The following is an 18,430-nucleotide window of genomic DNA, read 5'->3' on the forward strand; positions in this document are numbered from 1 at the left end:
CATCATGTTCAACAAAGTACTCATCGCCAACCGCGGCGAAATCGCGGTGCGCACCATCCGCACTCTCAAAGCCATGGGCATTGCCAGCGTGGCGGTGCACTCCTTTGAGGACCGCCACAGCCTGCATGTGACAGCGGCGGACGAAGCCGTGGCGCTGGCAGGCAACGGCGCCAGCGAAACCTACCTGGACAGGGCCCAGATACTGGCCGCGGCCAGGCACACTGGCGCCGAAGCCATCATTCCCGGTTATGGTTTTCTGTCCGAGAATGCGGATTTCGCAGAGGCCTGCGAGGCGGACGGCATTGCCTTTATCGGCCCCACGCCCGGCCAGATGCGCGAGTTCGGCCTCAAGCACCGGGCCCGGGAACTGGCAGAAGCCGCCGGCGTGCCACTGGCTCCCGGCAGCGGCCTGCTGGAAAGTCTCGGGGAGGCAGTGGCGACCGCCAACCGGCTGGGCTACCCGGTGATACTCAAAAGCACCGCCGGTGGTGGCGGCATCGGCCTGACCCGCTGTAACAGCGAAAGCGAACTGCGGAAAGCCTTTGAAACCGTCCGTCGTCAGGGCCAGAGCTTCTTCAACGACAGCGGCGTGTTCCTGGAGCGCTTCATCGCCCGCGCCCGCCATGTGGAAGTGCAGATGTTCGGTGATGGCGAAGGCAATGTCGTTGCCCTCGGTGAGCGGGACTGTTCCCTGCAGCGCCGTAACCAGAAAGTGGTGGAGGAAACCCCGGCCCCGAACCTGCCGGCCGCGACCCGCCAGAAAATGCTGGATGCTGCAGTTTCCCTCGGCCAGTCGGTGAATTACCGCTCTGCCGGCACCGTGGAATACATCTACGACGCTAACCGGGATGAATTCTACTTCCTGGAAGTGAATACCCGCTTACAGGTTGAGCACCCGGTAACCGAGTCTGTCACCGGTCTGGACCTGATCGAATGGATGCTGAAAATCGCCGCCGGCGAGAGCCCGGACCTGGCCAGCTTTGAGCCGGAGCTGAACGGCGCGTCCATGGAGGTTCGCATCTACGCCGAAGACCCGCTGAAAGATTTCCAGCCCTCCCCCGGAGAACTGACCGATGTGCACTGGCCGGAAGAGGACGTTCGCGTGGATACCTGGGTGGAAAACGGCAGCCAGGTATCCGCCCACTACGACCCGATGATCGCCAAGCTGATTGTCCACGGCAAAGACCGCGCCGATGCCCTGGCGAAACTGAAAGCTGCCCTGGGCGAAACCCGGCTGATGGGCATTGCCACCAACCTGGATTACCTGCGCCAGGTGGTGGGCCAGCAGAGCTTTGCCGACGGCATTGTCTCCACCCGTGCGCTGGAGGAATTCGAGTTCAGGCCCTCGGTGGCGGAAGTGGTCAAACCCGGCACATACACGACCGTGCAGGATTATCCCGGCCGCATGGGCTACTGGAACATCGGCGTGCCCCCCAGCGGCCCGATGGACGACTACGCCTTCCGTATCGCCAACCGTATTGTGGGTAACCACCACGAGGCGGCAGGCCTGGAAGCTACCCTGATCGGCCCCAGCCTGAAGTTCCATAAGGAGTCGGTGGTGGCGCTGACCGGTGCGCTGACCGAAGCGACCCTGGACGACAAGGCGGTCGAGTTCTGGAAGCCAATCAGGATCAAAGCCGGCCAGGTTCTGGCAGTAGGCAAGGCCATCAAGGGCTGCCGCACCTACCTGGCGGTGCGGGGTGGGTTTGATGTGCCGGTGTACCTGGGCAGCCGCTCCACCTTCGCCCTCGGCCAGTTTGGCGGCCACGGTGGCCGGCCCCTGCGCCCCGGGGACATGCTGGGCATCAGCCAGGTCAGCCTGCCTGCGTGTACCACCACTGCCCCGACCCATGATCCTGCGCCAGCTGATCCTGACCTCGTACCCGATTATCCCGACCACTGGCAAATCGGCGTGCTCTATGGCCCCCATGGCGCCCCGGATTTCTTTACCGAGAAGTCCATCGGGAAGTTCTTCGAGCAGGACTGGCAAGTGCACTACAACTCCAATCGCCTGGGCATTCGCCTCAACGGTCCCAAGCCGGAGTTCACCCGCGCCGACGGCGGTGAAGCGGGCCTGCATCCCTCCAACATCCACGACTGCGAATACGCCATCGGCTCCATTAACTTCACCGGCGACATGCCCGTGATCCTCACCAGGGACGGCCCCAGCCTGGGGGGCTTTGTATGCCCGGTGACCATCGCCAGGGCAGAGCTGTGGAAAGTCGGCCAGGTCAAACCCGGCGATACCATTCGCTTCGTGGCCATCGACAATAACACCGCCGTCAAACTTTCCCAGCGCCAGGAACTGGCCATCAGGAGTCTGATGGCACCGCCGCTCCCGGAACTGGTGGCGCCAGACCTCGCACCCCTTAACGGCCTCTCCGCCACCATCCTCGCGCACCTGGAAGAAACCGACGGCCGCCCGGAAGTCACCTACCGCCAGGCCGGCGACCAGTACATCCTGATGGAATACGGCCCCAACGTGATGGACCTGGGCGTGCGCCTGCGCATCCATGCGCTGATGGAAGCCATTGCCGATGTGCAGCCCTCCGGATTGCTGGAACTGTCCCCGGGTGTGCGCTCCCTGCAGCTGAGATACGACGCCCGCATCCTGCCGCAGGAATCACTGATGACTTACCTGCTGGACCTGGAAGCCACGCTGCCGCCCACTGACGAACTGAAAGTCCGCAGCCGCGTCATCCACCTGCCCATGGCCTTCGAAGACACCGCCACCCTGGAAGCCGTGGACAAATATCGCCAGTCCGTCCGCGACACCGCCCCCTGGCTGCCCAACAACGTCGACTTCATAAAACGCATCAATGGCCTGCCGAGCCGCGAGCAAGTGCGCGATGTGCTGTTCTCCGCCCGCTATCTCGTGCTCGGCCTCGGCGACGTCTACCTGGGCGCCCCCTGCGCCGTACCCCTGGACCCGAGGCACCGACTGCTGACCTCCAAATACAACCCGGCGAGAACCTACACCGCCGAAGGCACCGTCGGCATCGGCGGCGTCTACATGTGCATCTACGGCATGGACTCCCCCGGCGGCTACCAGCTGGTAGGCCGCACCCTGCCGATCTGGAACAAATACCTGAAAAACCCCCAGTTCGACGACGGCGCGCCCTGGCTCCTGCAGTTCTTCGACCAGGTGTGCTACTACCCCGTGTCCGAAGCTGAGCTGAATGAAATGCGGGACCAGTTCCGCGCCGGCCAGCTGACGGTGAAAATCGAAGAAGAAACCTTCGACCTCAAATCCCACCAGGCCTTCCTCGACGCCAACACCGACTCGATCGCCGAATTCCGCAAACTTCAACAAGCGGCGTACGCAAAAGAGGTCGCCCTGTGGAAAGACAGCGAAGCGGCAGAACTCGACAAACTCGCCAAGGCCCCGCCGAAAACGGATGTGTCTGACCTGGAGAAGTTCGGCGAACTGGTCAGTGCAGAGATTGCCGGCAATATCTGGAAGTGCCTGGTGAAGGCCGGGGATACGGTGGCAGAAGGCGATCCGCTAGTGATCGTGGAGGCCATGAAAATGGAGTTCGAGATCAACGCCACCCAATCCGGGGAGATCAGTGCCATGCATGTTGAGCCTGGCAAGGCTGTAACTCCCGGGGAGCCCTTGTTGAGCATCAAGATCTGACTTGGGAGTTTGACTCCTTACTGCACTGTCCGCTTGTTCGGTGGTAGGTCGATGGGGGAAGGGGTGTACCAGAAACGCCGTGAACCCATCCTTGGGGGCTTGAGCGCAGCGTCCCTGCTGCGCACATTCTGGTACACCCCTTCCCCCACCGACCGGCCAACTATTGGTGCATGCAAGTTTAAAAACAGAAATGGCGGCGTTTCGCTGAAGGCCCGCTACAAACATGGTGCCTGAACATATGCAGGCAAAGGGAGTCGGGGACGGATGTTGGGAGGGGCTATTCAAAAGTGTGCGCAGCAGGGATGCTGCGCTCAAGTCCCCATGGATGGGTTCACGACGTCTTTTGAATAGCCCCTCCCAACAGCCGGCCCCAGAGGCCAAACACCAACAGATGAGGCCCCGGAAACAAAGGGAACCAGAGGGAATCAGGAAAAAAATGGCAACAAACACCAAAAGAAAAGAGTCCATGGCAGACAGGGTTTACGAGGCCCTGAAGGACGACATCTTTGAGTTCCGGCTGATCCCCGGCGACAAATTCAGCGAGGGGGATGTGGGTTTGCGCCTGAGTGCCAGCCGCACGCCAGTGCGGGAGGCGCTTTACCGATTGCAGCGGGAAGGTTTTGTGGAAGTGCTGTTCCGCAGCGGCTGGCAGGTTAAACCGTTCGATTTCCAGCAGGTGGAAGAACTCTACGACCTGCGGATTACCCTTGAACGGGCGGCGATGCACAAGATCTGTCAGTTGCCGGCAATGCCCCAGACCGTAAGGACTCTCACCGCCATCTGGAACCCCGACCACCCCTCCGAACGTGCCGTTGGCAGCACGGTAAGGGCACTGGATGAAAGCTTCCACTGTGACCTGGTGGCCGCCGCCGGCAACCGGGAGATGACGCGGATTCACCGGGAGATCACCGATCGGCTGCGGATTATCCGCCGGCTGGACTTCACCCGCGATGACCGGATAGACGCTACCTACCGGGAACACGCCGACATACTCGACGCGCTTCGTGCGGGCCGTGCTCTCGATGCGGCGAACCGGTTAACACGCCATATTCGTATCAGCCAGAAGGCCGTTCGCGAAATCACCATGGTGAAGATTCGCGAAGCCGCGGAAGCCCATCAGGCATCATCCAGAAGCTTTCCCGGCACTGCAGAAACACCAGCAAAAACCTGAACTTATATTCATTTTATGGCTGTGAAAATGATTACATATCTGTAAGAAATATCGCACAAACCACAGAGCGAATGTCCCATTACCTGAAAATGGCTCACGCGTAGAATGAGGAGCGTCAGGGATGAGAAGCCGGCATGGAAAGCTGGCACAGGGAAGATAACCCCACGGATCAGGGGTTGCCCAGGGAATCAGGGCTTACAGGGAAGACGCGCTCAGGACGATGCGCAGCCTGAAGGATCAGGCATGGGGTCAGCCACGGGCAGAATCACACGGAAAGTGGTTCTGCCCGTGCACCTGCCAACGGTTTGACCTTTCCTTTTCTTTTCCAACCAGCTCCGCCGCTTTTACGTCCTGACCAACAATCAGAAACGTAAATACACTTTCAGGAGCAAGCTATAATGAAATCCACCCCGAAACCCACCCAGTTCATGGCCATGCTGGTCCTTCTGTTCAGCCTGTTTGCCGGTTTTGCCCACGCCGAGCCTGCCGCCATCAATATCAACACCGCCGACGTCGCCGCCCTGGCCAGCCTCAATGGCATCGGGCAAAGCAAGGCCGAAGCCATCGTGGCCTATCGCGATGCCAACGGCCCTTTCCAGTCCAGCGAGGACCTTGCCAACGTCAAGGGCATTGGTGAGCGCACGGTTGAAAAGAACGCCGAGCGCCTGACGGTCGAGTAACCCTGCCGGGCAGTGGCCTGGCGCCGCTGTCCAGCTTTCCTCAAAAATTTCCCATAAAGTCGTCTGGCAACACATGCTCCGCCACCCTATAGTTGTGGGTTACAGTCAACGATAACCCCGGCGGCAGCAATATGGTTGATCCCATCAAGGTTTACCCGGCCAAACCTCCCAAAGTCTATTTCTACGGCACCTGTCTGGTGGACATGTTCTACCCGGACGCAGGCATGGCCGGCATTCAGTTACTGGAACGGGAAGGCGTCGAGGTGATCTATCCCGAAGACCAGACCTGTTGCGGCCAGCCTGCCTACACCTCCGGCTACCACGACCAGGCCCGCGCGGTTGCGAAGGCCCAGCTCGGGCTGTTTCCGGAAGACTGGCCGATTGTGGTTCCTTCCGGGTCCTGTGGCGGGATGATGCGCAAGCACTACCCGGCTCTATTCAAGGACACCGCCGACGAGGTGAAGGCGGCGGAGATTGCCGGCCGGGTATGGGAACTGACGGATTTTCTGGTAAACGTTTGCCACATCAGGCTGGACGATCTGGGCGAACCCACCACCGTAGCCATGCATACTTCCTGCACGGCCCGCCGGGAAATGGGCGTGGCGGAAGTAGGGCCGAAACTGCTGGGTCAGCTGAAGAATGTAAACCTGGTGGAACAGGTGCGGGCTGAGGAGTGTTGTGGTTTTGGCGGCACCTTTGCGGTGCGCCACCCGGAGATTTCCGGTGCCATGGTCAGTGAAAAAGTGGATACCCTGGTGAATACAGGCGCGAAGGAATTCGTCACCACGGATTGCGGCTGCCTGATGAACATTGACGGCTACGCCGAGAAAAACCACAAGCCTGTCACCGGCCAGCACATTCTCAGCTTCCTCTGGGAACGCACCAACGGCGATGGGAGTAAACGCTCATGAGTGAAACCGCGCAACAATCACCCCATCACATTGATGTGAAGGAATTCCACCCACGCGCCCGGGCGGCCATCCATAACCCTCAGATTCGCCAGAATTTCCGCAAGGCAATGGACGGGCTGATGACCAAGCGCAAGTCCGCATTCGAGGGCTGGGACCTGGAAACGCTGCGGGACCTGGGCGCCAATATCCGCCTGCGGGCGCTGGCCAACCTGCCGGACCTGCTGGAGCAGCTGGAACAGAAACTGACCGAAAATGGCATCACCGTTCACTGGGCGGCCGATGGTGATGAAGCCTGTGAGATTGTACGGGACATTTGTGTAGCCCGTAACGCCAGCAGCGTGATCAAGGGCAAGTCCATGGTGTCCGAGGAAATGGAACTGAACCATTACCTGGAAGAACAGGGTATTGAAGCCCTGGAGTCGGACCTCGGCGAATACATCGTGCAACTGGCGGAAGAAACGCCGTCCCACATCATCATGCCGGCGATTCACAAGAACACCGAAGAAATTTCCCAACTGCTGCATGACAAGACCGGCACCGACCTGTCCCACGATGTCGAGTACCTGACCGCCAATGCCCGCCTGCAGCTGCGCGAGAAATTCATGAATGCGGATGTCGGCGTTTCCGGTGTCAACTTCGCCGTTGCCGAAACCGGCACCCTGTGCCTGGTGGAGAACGAAGGCAACGGTCGCATGACCACCACCGTGCCGCTATGCCATATTGCCGTGACCGGCATCGAAAAGGTGGTGCCCAACCTGGAAGATGTTACCGCCCTGCTGGCGCTGCTGACACGCTCCGCTACCGGGCAACATATCACTACCTATTTCAACATGATTTCCGGCCCCCGCAAGGCGGACGAACTGGATGGCCCCGAAGAGGTCCACCTGGTGCTGGTGGACAACGGCCGCTCCACCATTTACCAGGATGACGAACTGCTGGATACCCTGCGCTGCATCCGCTGTGGCGCCTGCATGAATCATTGCCCGGTCTACACCCGCGTCGGTGGCCATGCCTATGGCACCACCTACCCCGGCCCCATTGGCAAGATACTGATGCCCCACATGGTCGGCCTGGACGAAGGGCGGCACCTGCCCACGGCTTCGAGCCTCTGTGGTGCCTGTGGTGAAGTCTGCCCGGTGAAAATCCCGATACCGGACCTGCTGGTGCGCCTGCGCCAGGAATCCGTGGACGGTGACAAGTTGCACCCGGCAAAGGTCCGCGGCCATGGTGCCAAGCGCAGCAGTATGGAAGCGATGATCTGGAAGGGCTGGAGCTGGATGCACGCCCGCCCCGGCATGTACCGGATGGGGACCAGCCTGGGCGCCCGCTTCCGCAAACTGCAGCCAGGCAAATTCGGTGGCTGGACCCGATACCGCACGGCGCCAAAGCTGGCTGCCAGAACTCTCCACGAACGGATGAAGGAGCGCAGCCAGTGAGTTCCCGTGACGCCATTCTCCAACGCCTGCGCCACCGTACCGGTGGCGAGCTGACCGCTCCGGAATGCGACTTCTCGGTTCTCAACCGGCCCGAGTGGAGTACTGCAGAAAAGCTGGACATGTTCGAGCGGACCATTGAGTCCGTCCATGGCGAAGTGCATCGCACCACGGAATCCGGCTGGATTGACCGTCTGGCCGAAATTCTGCAGACCCGGGGCGCCGGGACATTGCTGATTGCGAAGGAGCACGAGATCGGCAAGGCGTTGCAAAGCGCCACGAAAAGCCGCGAGGACCTGCCGCAGCTGCTGATTTATGACGAGCCGGTGGAAAGCTGGCAGGAAGCGCTGTTCAGTGAAGTGGATGCCGGCATTACTTCAACCCGTGGCGGCATTGCCGAAACCGGATCACTGATTCTGTGGCCTTCCGTCGATGAACCGCGGTTGATGAGCCTGGTGCCGCCGATCCATATTGCAGTGCTGAAGGCCAGTGAGCTTTACACCACCTTCCACCACGCCATGCAATCCCAGAACTGGGCCGCTGGCATGCCAACCAATGCGCTGTTAATCTCAGGGCCGTCGAAAACCGCCGATATCGAGCAGACCCTTGCCTACGGTGTCCACGGTCCCAAGGAACTCATCGTACTGGTTATTGAATGATTCAAGGCGCATTACTGATCGCCCTGGCAGCCCTGCTCTGGGCGACCACGGGTATTGTCGCGAAATTCCTGTTTACCGGCACCGAGCTGCAAGCCGTAACCCTTGGTTTTTTACGTTTGGTGGTAGCCCTGCCGTTTTTCTTTGCACTTATGCGCAGAGAGCAGCGGGCGCTGGCTCGAAGCGCTACTGCGCTGCCGAAATTCACACGCAAGGCACTGGCTCCGCTGGTCGCGCTGGGATTGTTCCAGGCCGTCTACCAGGGCAGTTACCTGGTGGCCGTGGATATGACCGGCGCGGGCATCGCCACACTGATTGCTCTGTGCCTGGCACCGGTACTGGTGGCCATCCTCGCGGCGCCCCTGCTGGGGGAAAAACCCGGAGTGGTCACTATTCTGGCGCTGGCGGCAGCCATTGCCGGCACTGCCATGCTGGTGGTCAGTGATATGGACAGTGCCGGCAGGCTGCGCCTGGCGGGCATTCTGATGGCGGTTCTGGCAGCGCTGGTTTACGCCGGGTTCACCCTCACCAGCCGTCATACGTCCACTGGCACGCCGGTATTTACCACAGCGTTTGTCTGCTTCTTTACCGCAGCGCTGATCCTGTTGCCCGTGGTGGCAGCCAGCGGTGGTTTCGACGGGCTTGAAAGTCTGGGGTTCGGGCAATGGCTGATGGTGGGTTATATCGGCGTTGTGCCGACCTGCCTGGGGTATATGTGCTTTTTCAGTGGCATGAAGACAACGCCGGCGACCCTGTCCAGCATTATCGTGACCCTGGAGCCGCTGTTCGTGGCACTGCTTGCGTGGATTTTCCTGGGCGAGGAACTGGGTGTGATCGGGCTCACCGGCGCACTGATTCTGACGGCAGCGGTGATCGTGGCATCCAGAAGCAGTGCCGGGAATCGGCCCGACACTGCCTGATACAGCAGGATGCTGTCAGTCACCTTCCTCCTGCAAACGGCGCTGTTTTTCAAGCATGTCCGGTTGCAGGATCTCGATCCAGTAGCCATCGGGATCCTTGACGAACGCCAGCCCTTTCATTTTGCCATCGTCCGGTTTCTTGACGAACTCGACACCCAGCTTTTCCAGCCGCTCACTGGCGTAATAGACATCCGGAACGGCAACGCCTATATGGCCGAAGCCCTGGGGTTCATCGTTACCATTGTGGTAGCTGAAATCCGGGTCGTTTTCGGTGCCCCAGTTATGGGTCAGCTCGAGCATGGCTTCGCGGCCAAAGATGAAGGTGGTGCGATGGCTATCGTCATTGGGAACCATGTTGGCCTGGCGGTCATCCAGGTAGGCGAGAAAGTAGAGGGTGAATTTCATTTCCGGGAAGTCGAGTTTTCGGACCAGCCGCATGCCCATTATCCGGGTGTAGAAGTCCATGGAGCGCTCCGGGTCCTTTATACGCAGCATGGTCTGGTTGAAGACATAGCCTTCGGTGTCAGGCACGGGTGCTTCGTGCAGGCCTGGGGCTTGTTCGAAGTGCTTGGGCATGGGAACTCCCTTATTTATGCGTCGAGGATTCAACCATTATACCTGTGTACCTTTCCGGAAGATTTCAAGGGCGCCGTTTTTTGATTGGTCCTACGCCAGTTGGTGTTCTTCGCCATCGTAGTAGGCCTCCACTTTCGGGTTCATAACCTTCCTCCACAGTGGCGGGATCATTGCCAGGACGATCATGGCTGAGTAGCCGGCGGGTAATTGGGGCGCGACCTCGTGATGGCGAAGCACCTGGTAGCGGCGTTTGGGCCAGGCGTGATGGTCGCTGTGGCGCTGGAGGTGGAACAGGAACACATTGGTCAGGAAGTAGTTGGAGTTCCAGCTGTGCTCCGGGCCGGTGCGTTCGTAGCGGCCATTGGCGAGTCTGCGCCGGTGGAGACCGTAGTGTTCCAGGTAGTTGACGATTTCCAGCAGGTTGAGGGCAATGAAGCTCTGACCCAGGAAGAAGACGGCGCCGAGCCAGCCGAAAGCAATAGTGAAGGCGGCGAACACCAGAGCGGAGATGCCGTACCACCAGATCAGCTGGTTGCGCCAGCTGAAGGCTTTGTGGCCTTTTTTCTGCAAGCTTCTGGCTTCCAGTTTCCAGGCGTTCATGAAGTTGCGGGCCCAGGCCCGGGGCAGGAAGTTATAGAGGGACTGGTTGTAGCGCGAGGACGAGGCGTCTTCCGGTGTCGAGACGTGCACGTGATGGCCGCGCAGATGTTCGACCTTGAAGCCGGCGTAGCAGACCAGTGACAGCAGGAAGCCGCCAGCCCAGGTTTCAAGTTTGCCGTCTTTATGGATGAGTTCATGGGCGACATTGATGCCCAGGCCACCGACGATGCCGACGGAAAAAATCCAGCCGATGCCACCGGCCACACTGAAAGTGCCGGAGGCCAGCACGAACATGCTCCATACCAGCAGCACCACGAAGGCTGTAACCCAGCCCAGGGTGATGAACTTGTAGAAAATTTCGCTGTTCATGCGGGGCGTATCTGTTTCCTCGTCCGGGTTGAGGGAGTCTTGGCCCAGCAGCAGGTCAAGGATGGGGATGATGCCGAAAACCACGACGGGAACGCCCCAGGCGAACAGGTTTACCCATCCGCTGGCCTGCCCGGCCGCCAGCAGTAATGGTGGCAAGACAAGAGGCACCATGGCAATCAGGTAGCTGTATTTCTTCAGTGTCAGCAGCACTTTCCGGCGTGTGGATCCGGGGTCCGGGGTCACTGATTTGCTACTCACGGATTTTTCCTCATCGGCAGTTACACTGAATTCTGGTGATCGCTTTTTGCTGCCTGAATTATTGTCCTACAATACGACAATCGTCAACCCGTTGTTGGTCATTATGGGTTTTCAGACCGGGATCTGTCTTTTGGAGATGGCCGACTCTGCGACCCAACCCACTGACTCCAGTGACTATCTGGCTCATTACCAGTAAACTGCCAGTCTCCTGATGGCAGGCAGCCCATGACCAGAATTCCGGATCAAGATTATCAACAGCGCGCGTCCTGGCGCAGGCTGACTGTGTTCAGCCTGATCTTTGTTGTCATGACAGCAGCCGGGCTCTACGCCGTGTACGACCAGTTCGCCGGGCGCAGTGTCAGCTTTGACCAGCGCCTGGTTTCCCCACAGGCTGTTGTCTCGATTGTCGCACTGCTGACCGTTTACTTTGCAGCCGACGGGCTGCGGCTGTACTTCACCCTGCGGGCGCTGGGCCACCGCTTGCCCTTCCCGGTGATATTCCGGCTGGTATTCATCAATCTGTTTTTCTCCAACGTCACACCCATGGCCACCGGTGGCGGTTTTGCGCAGATCTGGTACCTTCAGCATCACGGCGTGCCGGTGGGCCGTGCCACGGCAGCAACGACTATCCGCACGGTCATTGCGGTGATCTTTATCTTCTCTCTGACGCCGGTTTTCCTGCTCACTCTCGACGCACTGGACAACCAGCCCATCGTTGGCGAACTGGGGCCGATACTGGCAGTGCTCATCCTCCTCTACCTTGGTTTCTTCATGGTGGTTCTGTTCCGCACACATTGGCTGATCGGCCCGCTGGGGCGACTGCTAAGCCTGTTGCACCGGTTCCATCTGATCGGGGAGCGACGGCACAGACGCTGGCAGTTCAAGGCCAAGCGGGAAATGCTGCGCTTCGCCCTCAGCTTTGGCCACTACCTCAACGGGCCGAAACAGTATGTGGCATTGTCGGTCGTATTTACCTTTGTGTTCCTGATCAGCCTGTTCAGCTTTCCGGCGTTGCTGATATCGTCTCTGGATTACGAGGTAGACTACATCGTCAGTACCGGGTTGCTGGTGGTAACCACCTTTGTGATGTATTTTTCACCAACACCCGGCGCGTCCGGCATATCGGAAGGGGTATTCGGCATTTTCTTCCGGGACATACTCACGGCCAATCATCTGGTGCTGGTGACCATCAGCTGGCGATTCATCACCATTTACATCGGCATGCTTCTGGGCCTGGTGATTCTGCAGAGGGAACTGATGAGGAACGGTAAGGAAACTCCATGAAAAGCCGTCACCCGTTAAAGGTGTTGTTTTACATCAATCTGGCGATTGTCCTGCTGCTGATCGGGTACAAGGCTTACCTCAACCTGTTCGCACCAGAGTTCGAGGCCCTGCACACGGAGCAGGTGGCCAGGATCAGTGACAAGCTGTCGGGGCCCGGTGGGTTCAGCTTTGCGGTTGTGGGCAACATCAACAACTCCGTTGGCGTGTTCGAAGAACGCATGATTCCGGTACTCAACCAGGCCGACCTGGACTTTGTCGTTTCTGCCGGTAACGCAGTCAGCGGGGGCGGGGAAGACAAGTACCGGGCCATCCAGGGCACCCTGTCCAACCTGGACGTGCCCTACCTGCTTACTTTTGGTGAAAATGAGTACGACAACTTCGGCAGTTACCGCTTTTATGACCACTTTGGTCCGCATTTCTTCAGCATAAAAGCAGGCGACGCCCGGCTGATCTTCCTCGACAGTACCGGCAAAACACCCTGGCAGTGGCAGATTCGCTGGCTGAATGACCTGTTGAATCAGGAGCCCGACCGAGCTCGGTTTCTGTTTATCGGCCACCCGGTACTGGAACCGGAACAGGAGGCCCCGTTTGAACAGGACGACGATTTCCTGCAGCCTGCGGAATTCCGGCAGGCCCTGCTCGAGGCCATCGCCAGGCACGATGTGGATATGGTGTTCTCGGCCAACCTGTCCCTGTATTCGGACCAGGTAAGGGGCAACACGCGATTCATCACCACTGGTGGGGCCGGGGGGCTGATACTCAACGACGACACCAGCTTCTACCATTACGTGCGGGTGGATGTGAGCGAAGACGGTGAAATCAGCCATTCCCTGGAGCGGCTGGAGGCCGGGCAAAATCCGGTACTGAGCACACTGGAATCCCTCTGGTTTTTTATTTACTCCCTGTTCTATGTCGGCTACGTCAACTTCATCCTGCTGGTGGCCGTGTTTGTGATGATCAGCATCAAGCTCTACACCGCCATTTTCGTGGAGAAAGACTACTACCCGGACTATGATCTGGACCCGCAGCCATGGCTGTCGCGACCACTGCGGGTTGCCATGTTCACCAACAATTATCTGCCTTTCATTGGTGGTGTACCCATCTCCATCGAACGATTGCGAAAAGGCCTGGAAACCCTCGGCGATGTCGTCCTCATCGTGTGTCCCAGATACCGTGACCAGCCCCCGCATGAGGCCCGGGTAATTCGGGTTCCGTCCCTGCTGTCCATGGGGGAAGATAGCGAATTCCGGCTCGCCAATATTTTCCTGTCACGTATCCGCAAGCAGCTGAGGGCCTTCAAGCCAGACATCATCCACTTGCACCATCCCATCTGGCTGGGATCCCTCGGGCTGTTCATCGCCCGGCGCCTCAAGGTGCCGGCGGTGTATACCTACCACACGCGCCTGGAGCACTACGCGCATTTTGTGCCCCTGCCGGGCAACCTGTTCCGCAACCTCATCTCCCATGAACTGGTCAAGCACTTCGCCAACAAATGCGACGGCGTTATTGTGCCCACCTACTCCACCGAAGAGTACCTGCGGATGATCGGCGTCAAGAGCCCCGTGTTCATTCAACCCACCGGCATCGAGTATCAGCGGCTCCAGGAGGTTGACGACGAAGACATCCGCAAGCTGCGGGAATCCCTGAACATCGGCGAGGAAATTGTATTTGTCAGCGTCTCGCGGCTGTCGAACGAAAAGAACATCGACTTCATGATCGATGCCATCGACGAGCTGCGCAGGCGTTCCGAACGCCCTTTCCGTTTCCTGATGATTGGCGAGGGGCATCAGCATGAGCGACTGCAGGAGCGGATCGACAAACTGGCATTGCAGGAGCACTTTACTCTGGTTGGATCCATTCCTCCGGAGGATATGGCCACCTGGTATCATCTGGGCGATGCCTTTCTGTTTGCCTCCAAATCAGAAACCCAGGGCATGGTGATTCTGGAAGCCATGGCCGCGGGGCTGCCGGTGGTTGCTGTGCGTTCCAGCGGCATAGACGATGTCGTGCGCCACGGTTTCAATGGATTCAAGACCCCGGAGAAGCAGGACCAGTGGTGTGAGCGGGTGCAACAACTACTGGAAGATGACGGGCTGCGCAAGGAACTGGCCGACCACGCTCTGGAGTTCGCGGCAGATTATTCCGTCGAGCAGTTTGCCCGGGATGTGCGGGAAATCTATGCCCTTACCCTGGCGAGCGTCTCTTCCCGATAGTCAACGGAACGCAACTTTTTACCCCATTTTTTAACTCCGGAGATGATCGGTCTAGACTGTGAAAACGTACTTACAGTGTACCTTTTCAATCCGGAGACAGACTGTGACAGGCATTCCCGTTGGTATCAGCACCTGCCTGCTGGGCAAGGAAGTCCGCCATGACGGCGGCCACAAACATTCCCGCTTCTGCACCCAGGTACTTTCCCGCCACTTTGATTTCCGTTCCATATGCCCGGAGCTGGAAGCAGGTCTGGGCGTGCCCCGGCCTGCCATCCACCTGCGGGAATACAGGGACGGCCTGAGACTGATCGAAACCAGGGGCACGGCAGACCATACGGACGCCATGCACGGCTTTATCGATGAAGTAATGCCCTCACTGGCAGATCTGCGGGGGTACATCCTGATGGCCAAGTCCCCCAGCTGCGGCATGGAGCGCATCAAGGTGCATAACGAAAACGGCAACGTGACCCGCCGCGATGGCCGGGGGCTGTTTGCCGAGGCCCTGATGCAGCACTACCCCCTGATGCCGGTGGAAGAGGAAGGCCGCCTGAACGACGATACGCTGAGGGAGAACTTCATTGAGCGCGTGTTCGCCTACGACGACTGGATGCAGAACGTAGCCGGCGACCGTCTTACAGGCCGTGCGCTCATCGAGTTTCACACACGCCATAAATTCCAGCTTCTGGCCCACTCCGAAAAAATCTACCGCCAGCTGGGCCCAATGCTGGGGGATCTGAAGTCAGAGCCGCTGGCAGACATTGCCGACCGATACATCACCTTGTTCATGGAAGCGATGACCCAACGCGTGCGCCGGGGCTCTCATGTGAATGCCATGCAGCATCTGATGGGGTATCTGCGGGATTCCATGGCGGATGAGGACCGCAAAGTGCTGATGGAGCAGGTGCAGGCCTATCACCGGGGAGAAGTGCCGCTGGTCGTGCCCATGACCCTGCTGCGGATGGCCCAGCGGAGGGAGCCGGTGGACTACCTCCACAGCCAGAAGTACCTGACCCCCTACCCCGACGAGCTGGGGCTCAGGAACCGGGTCTGATGCCCTGTCAGAATCCGTAAAGCAGCGACAGCGAGATTTCGGTATCGGTGGCTTCCGCACCTGCAGGCTCATCCGACAGGTGCTGTACAAGGTAGGCCACTTTCATTGAAAGGTTGCTCACCACCGTGGCCTGCAACGAGGTTTCAGACTCTGTAATGGTGTCGTTTTCATCGAGTCCGACTTCGGTGCTCAGCTTCTGGCGGAACAGGGCATTTTCCGACAGCGAGTAATCGAACTGGGCTGCCAGACGGCCGATGGCTTTCTCGTCGTCCCGGTTACCGTCTTCATCCGGCTCTTCGAGCTTGTTGAACCGGTAACCGACACCGGCTGACAGGTCCAGAAAGGAGGCCTCGCCGCGCTGCCAGACCCGGTTACCATAACCGGTGGTCGCGGATGACTGGAAATCAAAGCCCGAGAAGCGGTCGTCCTCATAGGCGCCGCGGAGAAACAGGTACTGGCTCCCCTCAAATTTGTAATCGGTCTGCAGCTCTGCCCGGTACTTTTCGGCAGTGGTTTCATCCTCTGACTCGGAGAAGTTGGAGCGGAATTCGCCGGTATGACGCCACTCAGGCACTTCGTAAATGAGCCCGAGACGGCTGTTGGTGTTGGTTTCCTCGGTGTTGCCTGAGGTTATCAGGACACCGAGCTCACCTTCACCCTCCCAGTTCTCGAAGTCTTGACCAGGCACCAGCGGCGATATGGCCAGCGTGACAATGGCAAGGGTTGCTCTGAACTGCATGAAGTCTCCTTGGTTTTGACGGTCAGGATTTCGCACGACGCTCGCCGATGGCACTTTTGCGGGCCTGCTGTTCACGCTCTGCCTTTTTGCGGGCTTTTCGCTCCGCAATGATACGCGCCGCTTCGCCACCCACATGGGCCTCACCGCGCTGCTCTGCCAGACGCATCTGGCGTTCACGCTCGGCAAAACGGGCTTTCTGCGCTTCCGTCAGCGAGGCGACACAGCGATGACAACTCACGCCCTGCTCGTATTCCGGGCGCTGCTTGTCTTCCTCGGTGATCGGCCGGCGGCAGGCGTGGCACTGGTCGAACTCGCCCCGTTCCAGCTTGTGGTTCACGGTTACCCGGTCATCAAACACAAAGCATTCTCCCTGCCAGAGGCTCCGGGACTCGGGAACCTCTTGGAGGTACTTGAGAATGCCGCCCTTCAGGTGATACACCTCTTCAAAGCCCTGTTCTTTCAGGAAAGCCGTGGATTTTTCGCAGCGAATGCCACCGGTGCAGAACATGGCTACCTTCTTGTGCTTTGAAGGGTCCAGGTTCTCCTTCACGTAATCCGGAAACTCGCGGAACGTATCCGTGGCCGGGTTTCTGGCATTCCGGAAGGTTCCAATTTCCACTTCGTACTGGTTACGGGTGTCAACAACCAATACGTCCGGGTCAGAGATCAGATCATTCCACTCTTTGGGCTCGACGTAGGTGCCCACGATGCGCTTCGGATCGATACCCTCCACGCCCATGGTGACGATCTCTCTCTTGAGCTTCACCTTGGTGCGTTTGAACGGCTGGATATCCACAAAGGATTCCTTGTAGTCGATACCTTCAAACCGGGGGTCGGCATCCAGCCAGTTTTTGATGGCATCGACGCCTTCACGGCTGCCGGCAATGGTGCCATTGATGCCCTCACGGGCAAGCAGCAGGGTGCCGTGCACGTCTTTCTCAAGCATCAGGTCCAGCAGGGGCTGGCGAAGGGTTTTGTAATCATTCAGGACTGCGAACCTGTAGAGGGCGCAGACAACAACATCCTGGCTCATATGTCGGGATACTCCTGCGGGCCGGACCGTAAATCCGGAGCATGGTTAATGATCGCCAAAGGCGTGAGGCGGCCATTCTAACGGATCCGGGCGCAGGAGAGTATTACGGGGAATTACCTGCCTTCAGTCAGCCAGCTCGCGCTCGACAACGGCAGACAGCTGTCCCCAGCCCGGGCGTGTCAGGCGGACGTTGTCCACCAGGACGGTGGGTGTGCTGGTGACACGAAGCTGCATCGCTGCACGACGACTCTGTTCGATATCATCGATATGAAGGCCGGTATTCATACAACGGCGGAATCTGCGCTCGTCCAGCCCCAGGTCATTGACGTAACGGCTGAAGGTGTCCACGGGGCTGCCGGAACCGCTCCACTCGGTTTGCATATCAAACAACTCGTCATGCATTTCCCAGTAGGCGCCCTGATCTCCCGCACAACGTGCGGCCTGGGCAGCAGGCACGGCGTTGTCGTGTTGATCCAGCGGCAGGTCAAAATATACAAAGCGGACCTTGCCGGATTCGACGTACTCCTGTTTCAACTGCTTGCTGGCATCTGAAAAGCGGGCGCAGGCGGGGCACTGGTAGTCTGCGAATTCTCTCACTACCACGGGCGCATCGTCTTCGCCTACCGATACCCCGTAACGATCCAGTTGTGCCGGGAAGGGGTCGGCGTTGGAGGCGGCAACCGGCAGTCCGTCGGACGTAGGGTCCGGACTTGCGGTGAGGAAAAAAACACCAACAGCAACAAACACCAGAATAATAACACCAAGGCCGGCATACAGCGGTTTACGGTCTTTCTGCTTGCGGGGCGGCGGGGCACCGGTTTCTTTTCTTCTTTTTGCTTCGCCCATGATGGAGCTCCTTGTTGTTTATTCGTTTCTGATCATTCTCAGGCGGTCGCGGG

15 protein-coding genes are annotated in these 18,430 nt (G+C 58.9%); 10 read left to right on the forward strand and 5 right to left on the reverse strand.

The features are described from left to right. Positions 1-4: 4 nt before the first annotated feature. The 7 genes from uca to DIT72_RS01350 all read left to right on the forward strand — a co-directional run bounded on the left by uca (position 5) and on the right by DIT72_RS01350 (position 9,408). The gene (gene uca, locus DIT72_RS01320; RefSeq protein ID WP_135953398.1) at positions 5-3,637 is read left to right on the forward strand and encodes an urea carboxylase; all 3,633 of its coding nucleotides are present in this window, start codon (positions 5-7) and stop codon (positions 3,635-3,637) included. Between the two features lie 436 nt (positions 3,638-4,073). Beyond that, positions 4,074-4,808 (forward strand): GntR family transcriptional regulator, encoded by a 735-nt coding sequence (locus tag DIT72_RS01325; RefSeq protein ID WP_135953399.1) that lies wholly within the window; start codon positions 4,074-4,076, stop codon positions 4,806-4,808. Positions 4,809-5,206: 398 nt separating this feature from the next. Beyond that, positions 5,207-5,488, forward strand: coding sequence for a ComEA family DNA-binding protein (locus tag DIT72_RS01330; RefSeq protein ID WP_135953400.1), 282 nt, complete (start codon positions 5,207-5,209; stop codon positions 5,486-5,488). Between the two features lie 131 nt (positions 5,489-5,619). Beyond that, positions 5,620-6,399 (forward strand): (Fe-S)-binding protein, encoded by a 780-nt coding sequence (locus DIT72_RS01335; RefSeq protein ID WP_135953401.1) that lies wholly within the window; start codon positions 5,620-5,622, stop codon positions 6,397-6,399. Further along, on the forward strand, positions 6,396-7,835 hold the full coding sequence (locus DIT72_RS01340; RefSeq protein ID WP_135953402.1) for a LutB/LldF family L-lactate oxidation iron-sulfur protein: 1,440 nt from the start codon (positions 6,396-6,398) through the stop codon (positions 7,833-7,835). The genes DIT72_RS01335 and DIT72_RS01340 overlap by 4 nt, the downstream gene beginning before the upstream one ends. After that, on the forward strand, positions 7,832-8,491 hold the full coding sequence (locus DIT72_RS01345) for a LutC/YkgG family protein (protein WP_135953403.1): 660 nt from the start codon (positions 7,832-7,834) through the stop codon (positions 8,489-8,491). The genes DIT72_RS01340 and DIT72_RS01345 overlap by 4 nt, the downstream gene beginning before the upstream one ends. Continuing rightward, a complete protein-coding gene (locus DIT72_RS01350) occupies positions 8,488-9,408 on the forward strand; it encodes a DMT family transporter (protein ID WP_135953404.1) in 921 nt (306 codons plus the stop codon). The genes DIT72_RS01345 and DIT72_RS01350 overlap by 4 nt, the downstream gene beginning before the upstream one ends. A 15-nt stretch (positions 9,409-9,423) precedes the next feature. Here DIT72_RS01350 and gloA read toward each other — a convergent pair whose 3' ends face one another. Next, the gene (gene gloA, locus DIT72_RS01355; RefSeq protein WP_135953405.1) at positions 9,424-9,984 is read right to left on the reverse strand and encodes a lactoylglutathione lyase; all 561 of its coding nucleotides are present in this window, start codon (positions 9,982-9,984) and stop codon (positions 9,424-9,426) included. Between the two features lie 90 nt (positions 9,985-10,074). Continuing rightward, entirely contained in the window at positions 10,075-11,124 is a 1,050-nt protein-coding gene (locus DIT72_RS01360) for an alkane 1-monooxygenase (protein WP_228260759.1), read from the reverse strand. 312 nt (positions 11,125-11,436) lie between these two features. Here DIT72_RS01360 and DIT72_RS01365 point away from each other — a divergent pair, with 312 nt between their 5' ends. From DIT72_RS01365 to DIT72_RS01375, 3 genes are all read left to right on the forward strand, one after another. Further along, positions 11,437-12,495, forward strand: a complete 1,059-nt coding sequence (locus tag DIT72_RS01365) for a lysylphosphatidylglycerol synthase transmembrane domain-containing protein (protein WP_135953407.1) — start codon at positions 11,437-11,439, stop codon at positions 12,493-12,495. Beyond that, positions 12,492-14,708 carry a glycosyltransferase gene (locus tag DIT72_RS01370; RefSeq protein WP_135953408.1) on the forward strand — a complete coding sequence of 739 codons (2,217 nt, stop codon included), beginning with the start codon at positions 12,492-12,494 and terminating at the stop codon, positions 14,706-14,708. The genes DIT72_RS01365 and DIT72_RS01370 overlap by 4 nt, the downstream gene beginning before the upstream one ends. A gap of 103 nt (positions 14,709-14,811) precedes the next feature. Beyond that, the gene (locus DIT72_RS01375) at positions 14,812-15,759 is read left to right on the forward strand and encodes a YbgA family protein (protein WP_135953409.1); all 948 of its coding nucleotides are present in this window, start codon (positions 14,812-14,814) and stop codon (positions 15,757-15,759) included. Positions 15,760-15,766: 7 nt separating this feature from the next. On the opposite strand, the gene DIT72_RS01380 is transcribed toward DIT72_RS01375, so the two are convergent. The 3 genes from DIT72_RS01380 to DIT72_RS01390 form a co-directional block, all read right to left on the reverse strand. Then, the gene (locus DIT72_RS01380) at positions 15,767-16,498 is read right to left on the reverse strand and encodes a DUF481 domain-containing protein (RefSeq protein WP_135953410.1); all 732 of its coding nucleotides are present in this window, start codon (positions 16,496-16,498) and stop codon (positions 15,767-15,769) included. Positions 16,499-16,520: 22 nt separating this feature from the next. After that, complete coding sequence (gene trhO, locus DIT72_RS01385) at positions 16,521-17,531, reverse strand: oxygen-dependent tRNA uridine(34) hydroxylase TrhO (RefSeq protein WP_135953411.1); 1,011 nt, start codon at positions 17,529-17,531, stop codon at positions 16,521-16,523. Between the two features lie 123 nt (positions 17,532-17,654). Further along, positions 17,655-18,377, reverse strand: coding sequence for a DsbA family protein (locus tag DIT72_RS01390; RefSeq protein WP_135953412.1), 723 nt, complete (start codon positions 18,375-18,377; stop codon positions 17,655-17,657). Between the last annotated feature and the right edge of the window lie 53 nt (positions 18,378-18,430).

It is taken from the genome of Marinobacter orientalis (genome assembly GCF_004792665.1).
Classification (GTDB): Bacteria; Pseudomonadota; Gammaproteobacteria; order Pseudomonadales; family Oleiphilaceae; genus Marinobacter; species Marinobacter orientalis.

Bases quoted from the DNA above. Each gene is read 5' to 3' on its own strand.
- uca (WP_135953398.1), top strand. From the start codon at position 5: ATGTTCAACAAAGTACTCATCGCCAACCGCGGCGAAATCGCGGTGCGC.
- DIT72_RS01325 (WP_135953399.1), top strand. From the start codon at position 4,074: ATGGCAACAAACACCAAAAGAAAAGAGTCCATGGCAGACAGGGTTTAC.
- DIT72_RS01330 (WP_135953400.1), top strand. From the start codon at position 5,207: ATGAAATCCACCCCGAAACCCACCCAGTTCATGGCCATGCTGGTCCTT.
- DIT72_RS01335 (WP_135953401.1), top strand. From the start codon at position 5,620: ATGGTTGATCCCATCAAGGTTTACCCGGCCAAACCTCCCAAAGTCTAT.
- DIT72_RS01340 (WP_135953402.1), top strand. From the start codon at position 6,396: ATGAGTGAAACCGCGCAACAATCACCCCATCACATTGATGTGAAGGAA.
- DIT72_RS01350 (WP_135953404.1), top strand. From the start codon at position 8,488: ATGATTCAAGGCGCATTACTGATCGCCCTGGCAGCCCTGCTCTGGGCG.
- gloA (WP_135953405.1), bottom strand. From the start codon at position 9,984: ATGCCCAAGCACTTCGAACAAGCCCCAGGCCTGCACGAAGCACCCGTG.
- DIT72_RS01360 (WP_228260759.1), bottom strand. From the start codon at position 11,124: ATGGTGCCTCTTGTCTTGCCACCATTACTGCTGGCGGCCGGGCAGGCC.
- DIT72_RS01365 (WP_135953407.1), top strand. From the start codon at position 11,437: ATGACCAGAATTCCGGATCAAGATTATCAACAGCGCGCGTCCTGGCGC.
- DIT72_RS01370 (WP_135953408.1), top strand. From the start codon at position 12,492: ATGAAAAGCCGTCACCCGTTAAAGGTGTTGTTTTACATCAATCTGGCG.
- DIT72_RS01380 (WP_135953410.1), bottom strand. From the start codon at position 16,498: ATGCAGTTCAGAGCAACCCTTGCCATTGTCACGCTGGCCATATCGCCG.
- trhO (WP_135953411.1), bottom strand. From the start codon at position 17,531: ATGAGCCAGGATGTTGTTGTCTGCGCCCTCTACAGGTTCGCAGTCCTG.
- DIT72_RS01390 (WP_135953412.1), bottom strand. From the start codon at position 18,377: ATGGGCGAAGCAAAAAGAAGAAAAGAAACCGGTGCCCCGCCGCCCCGC.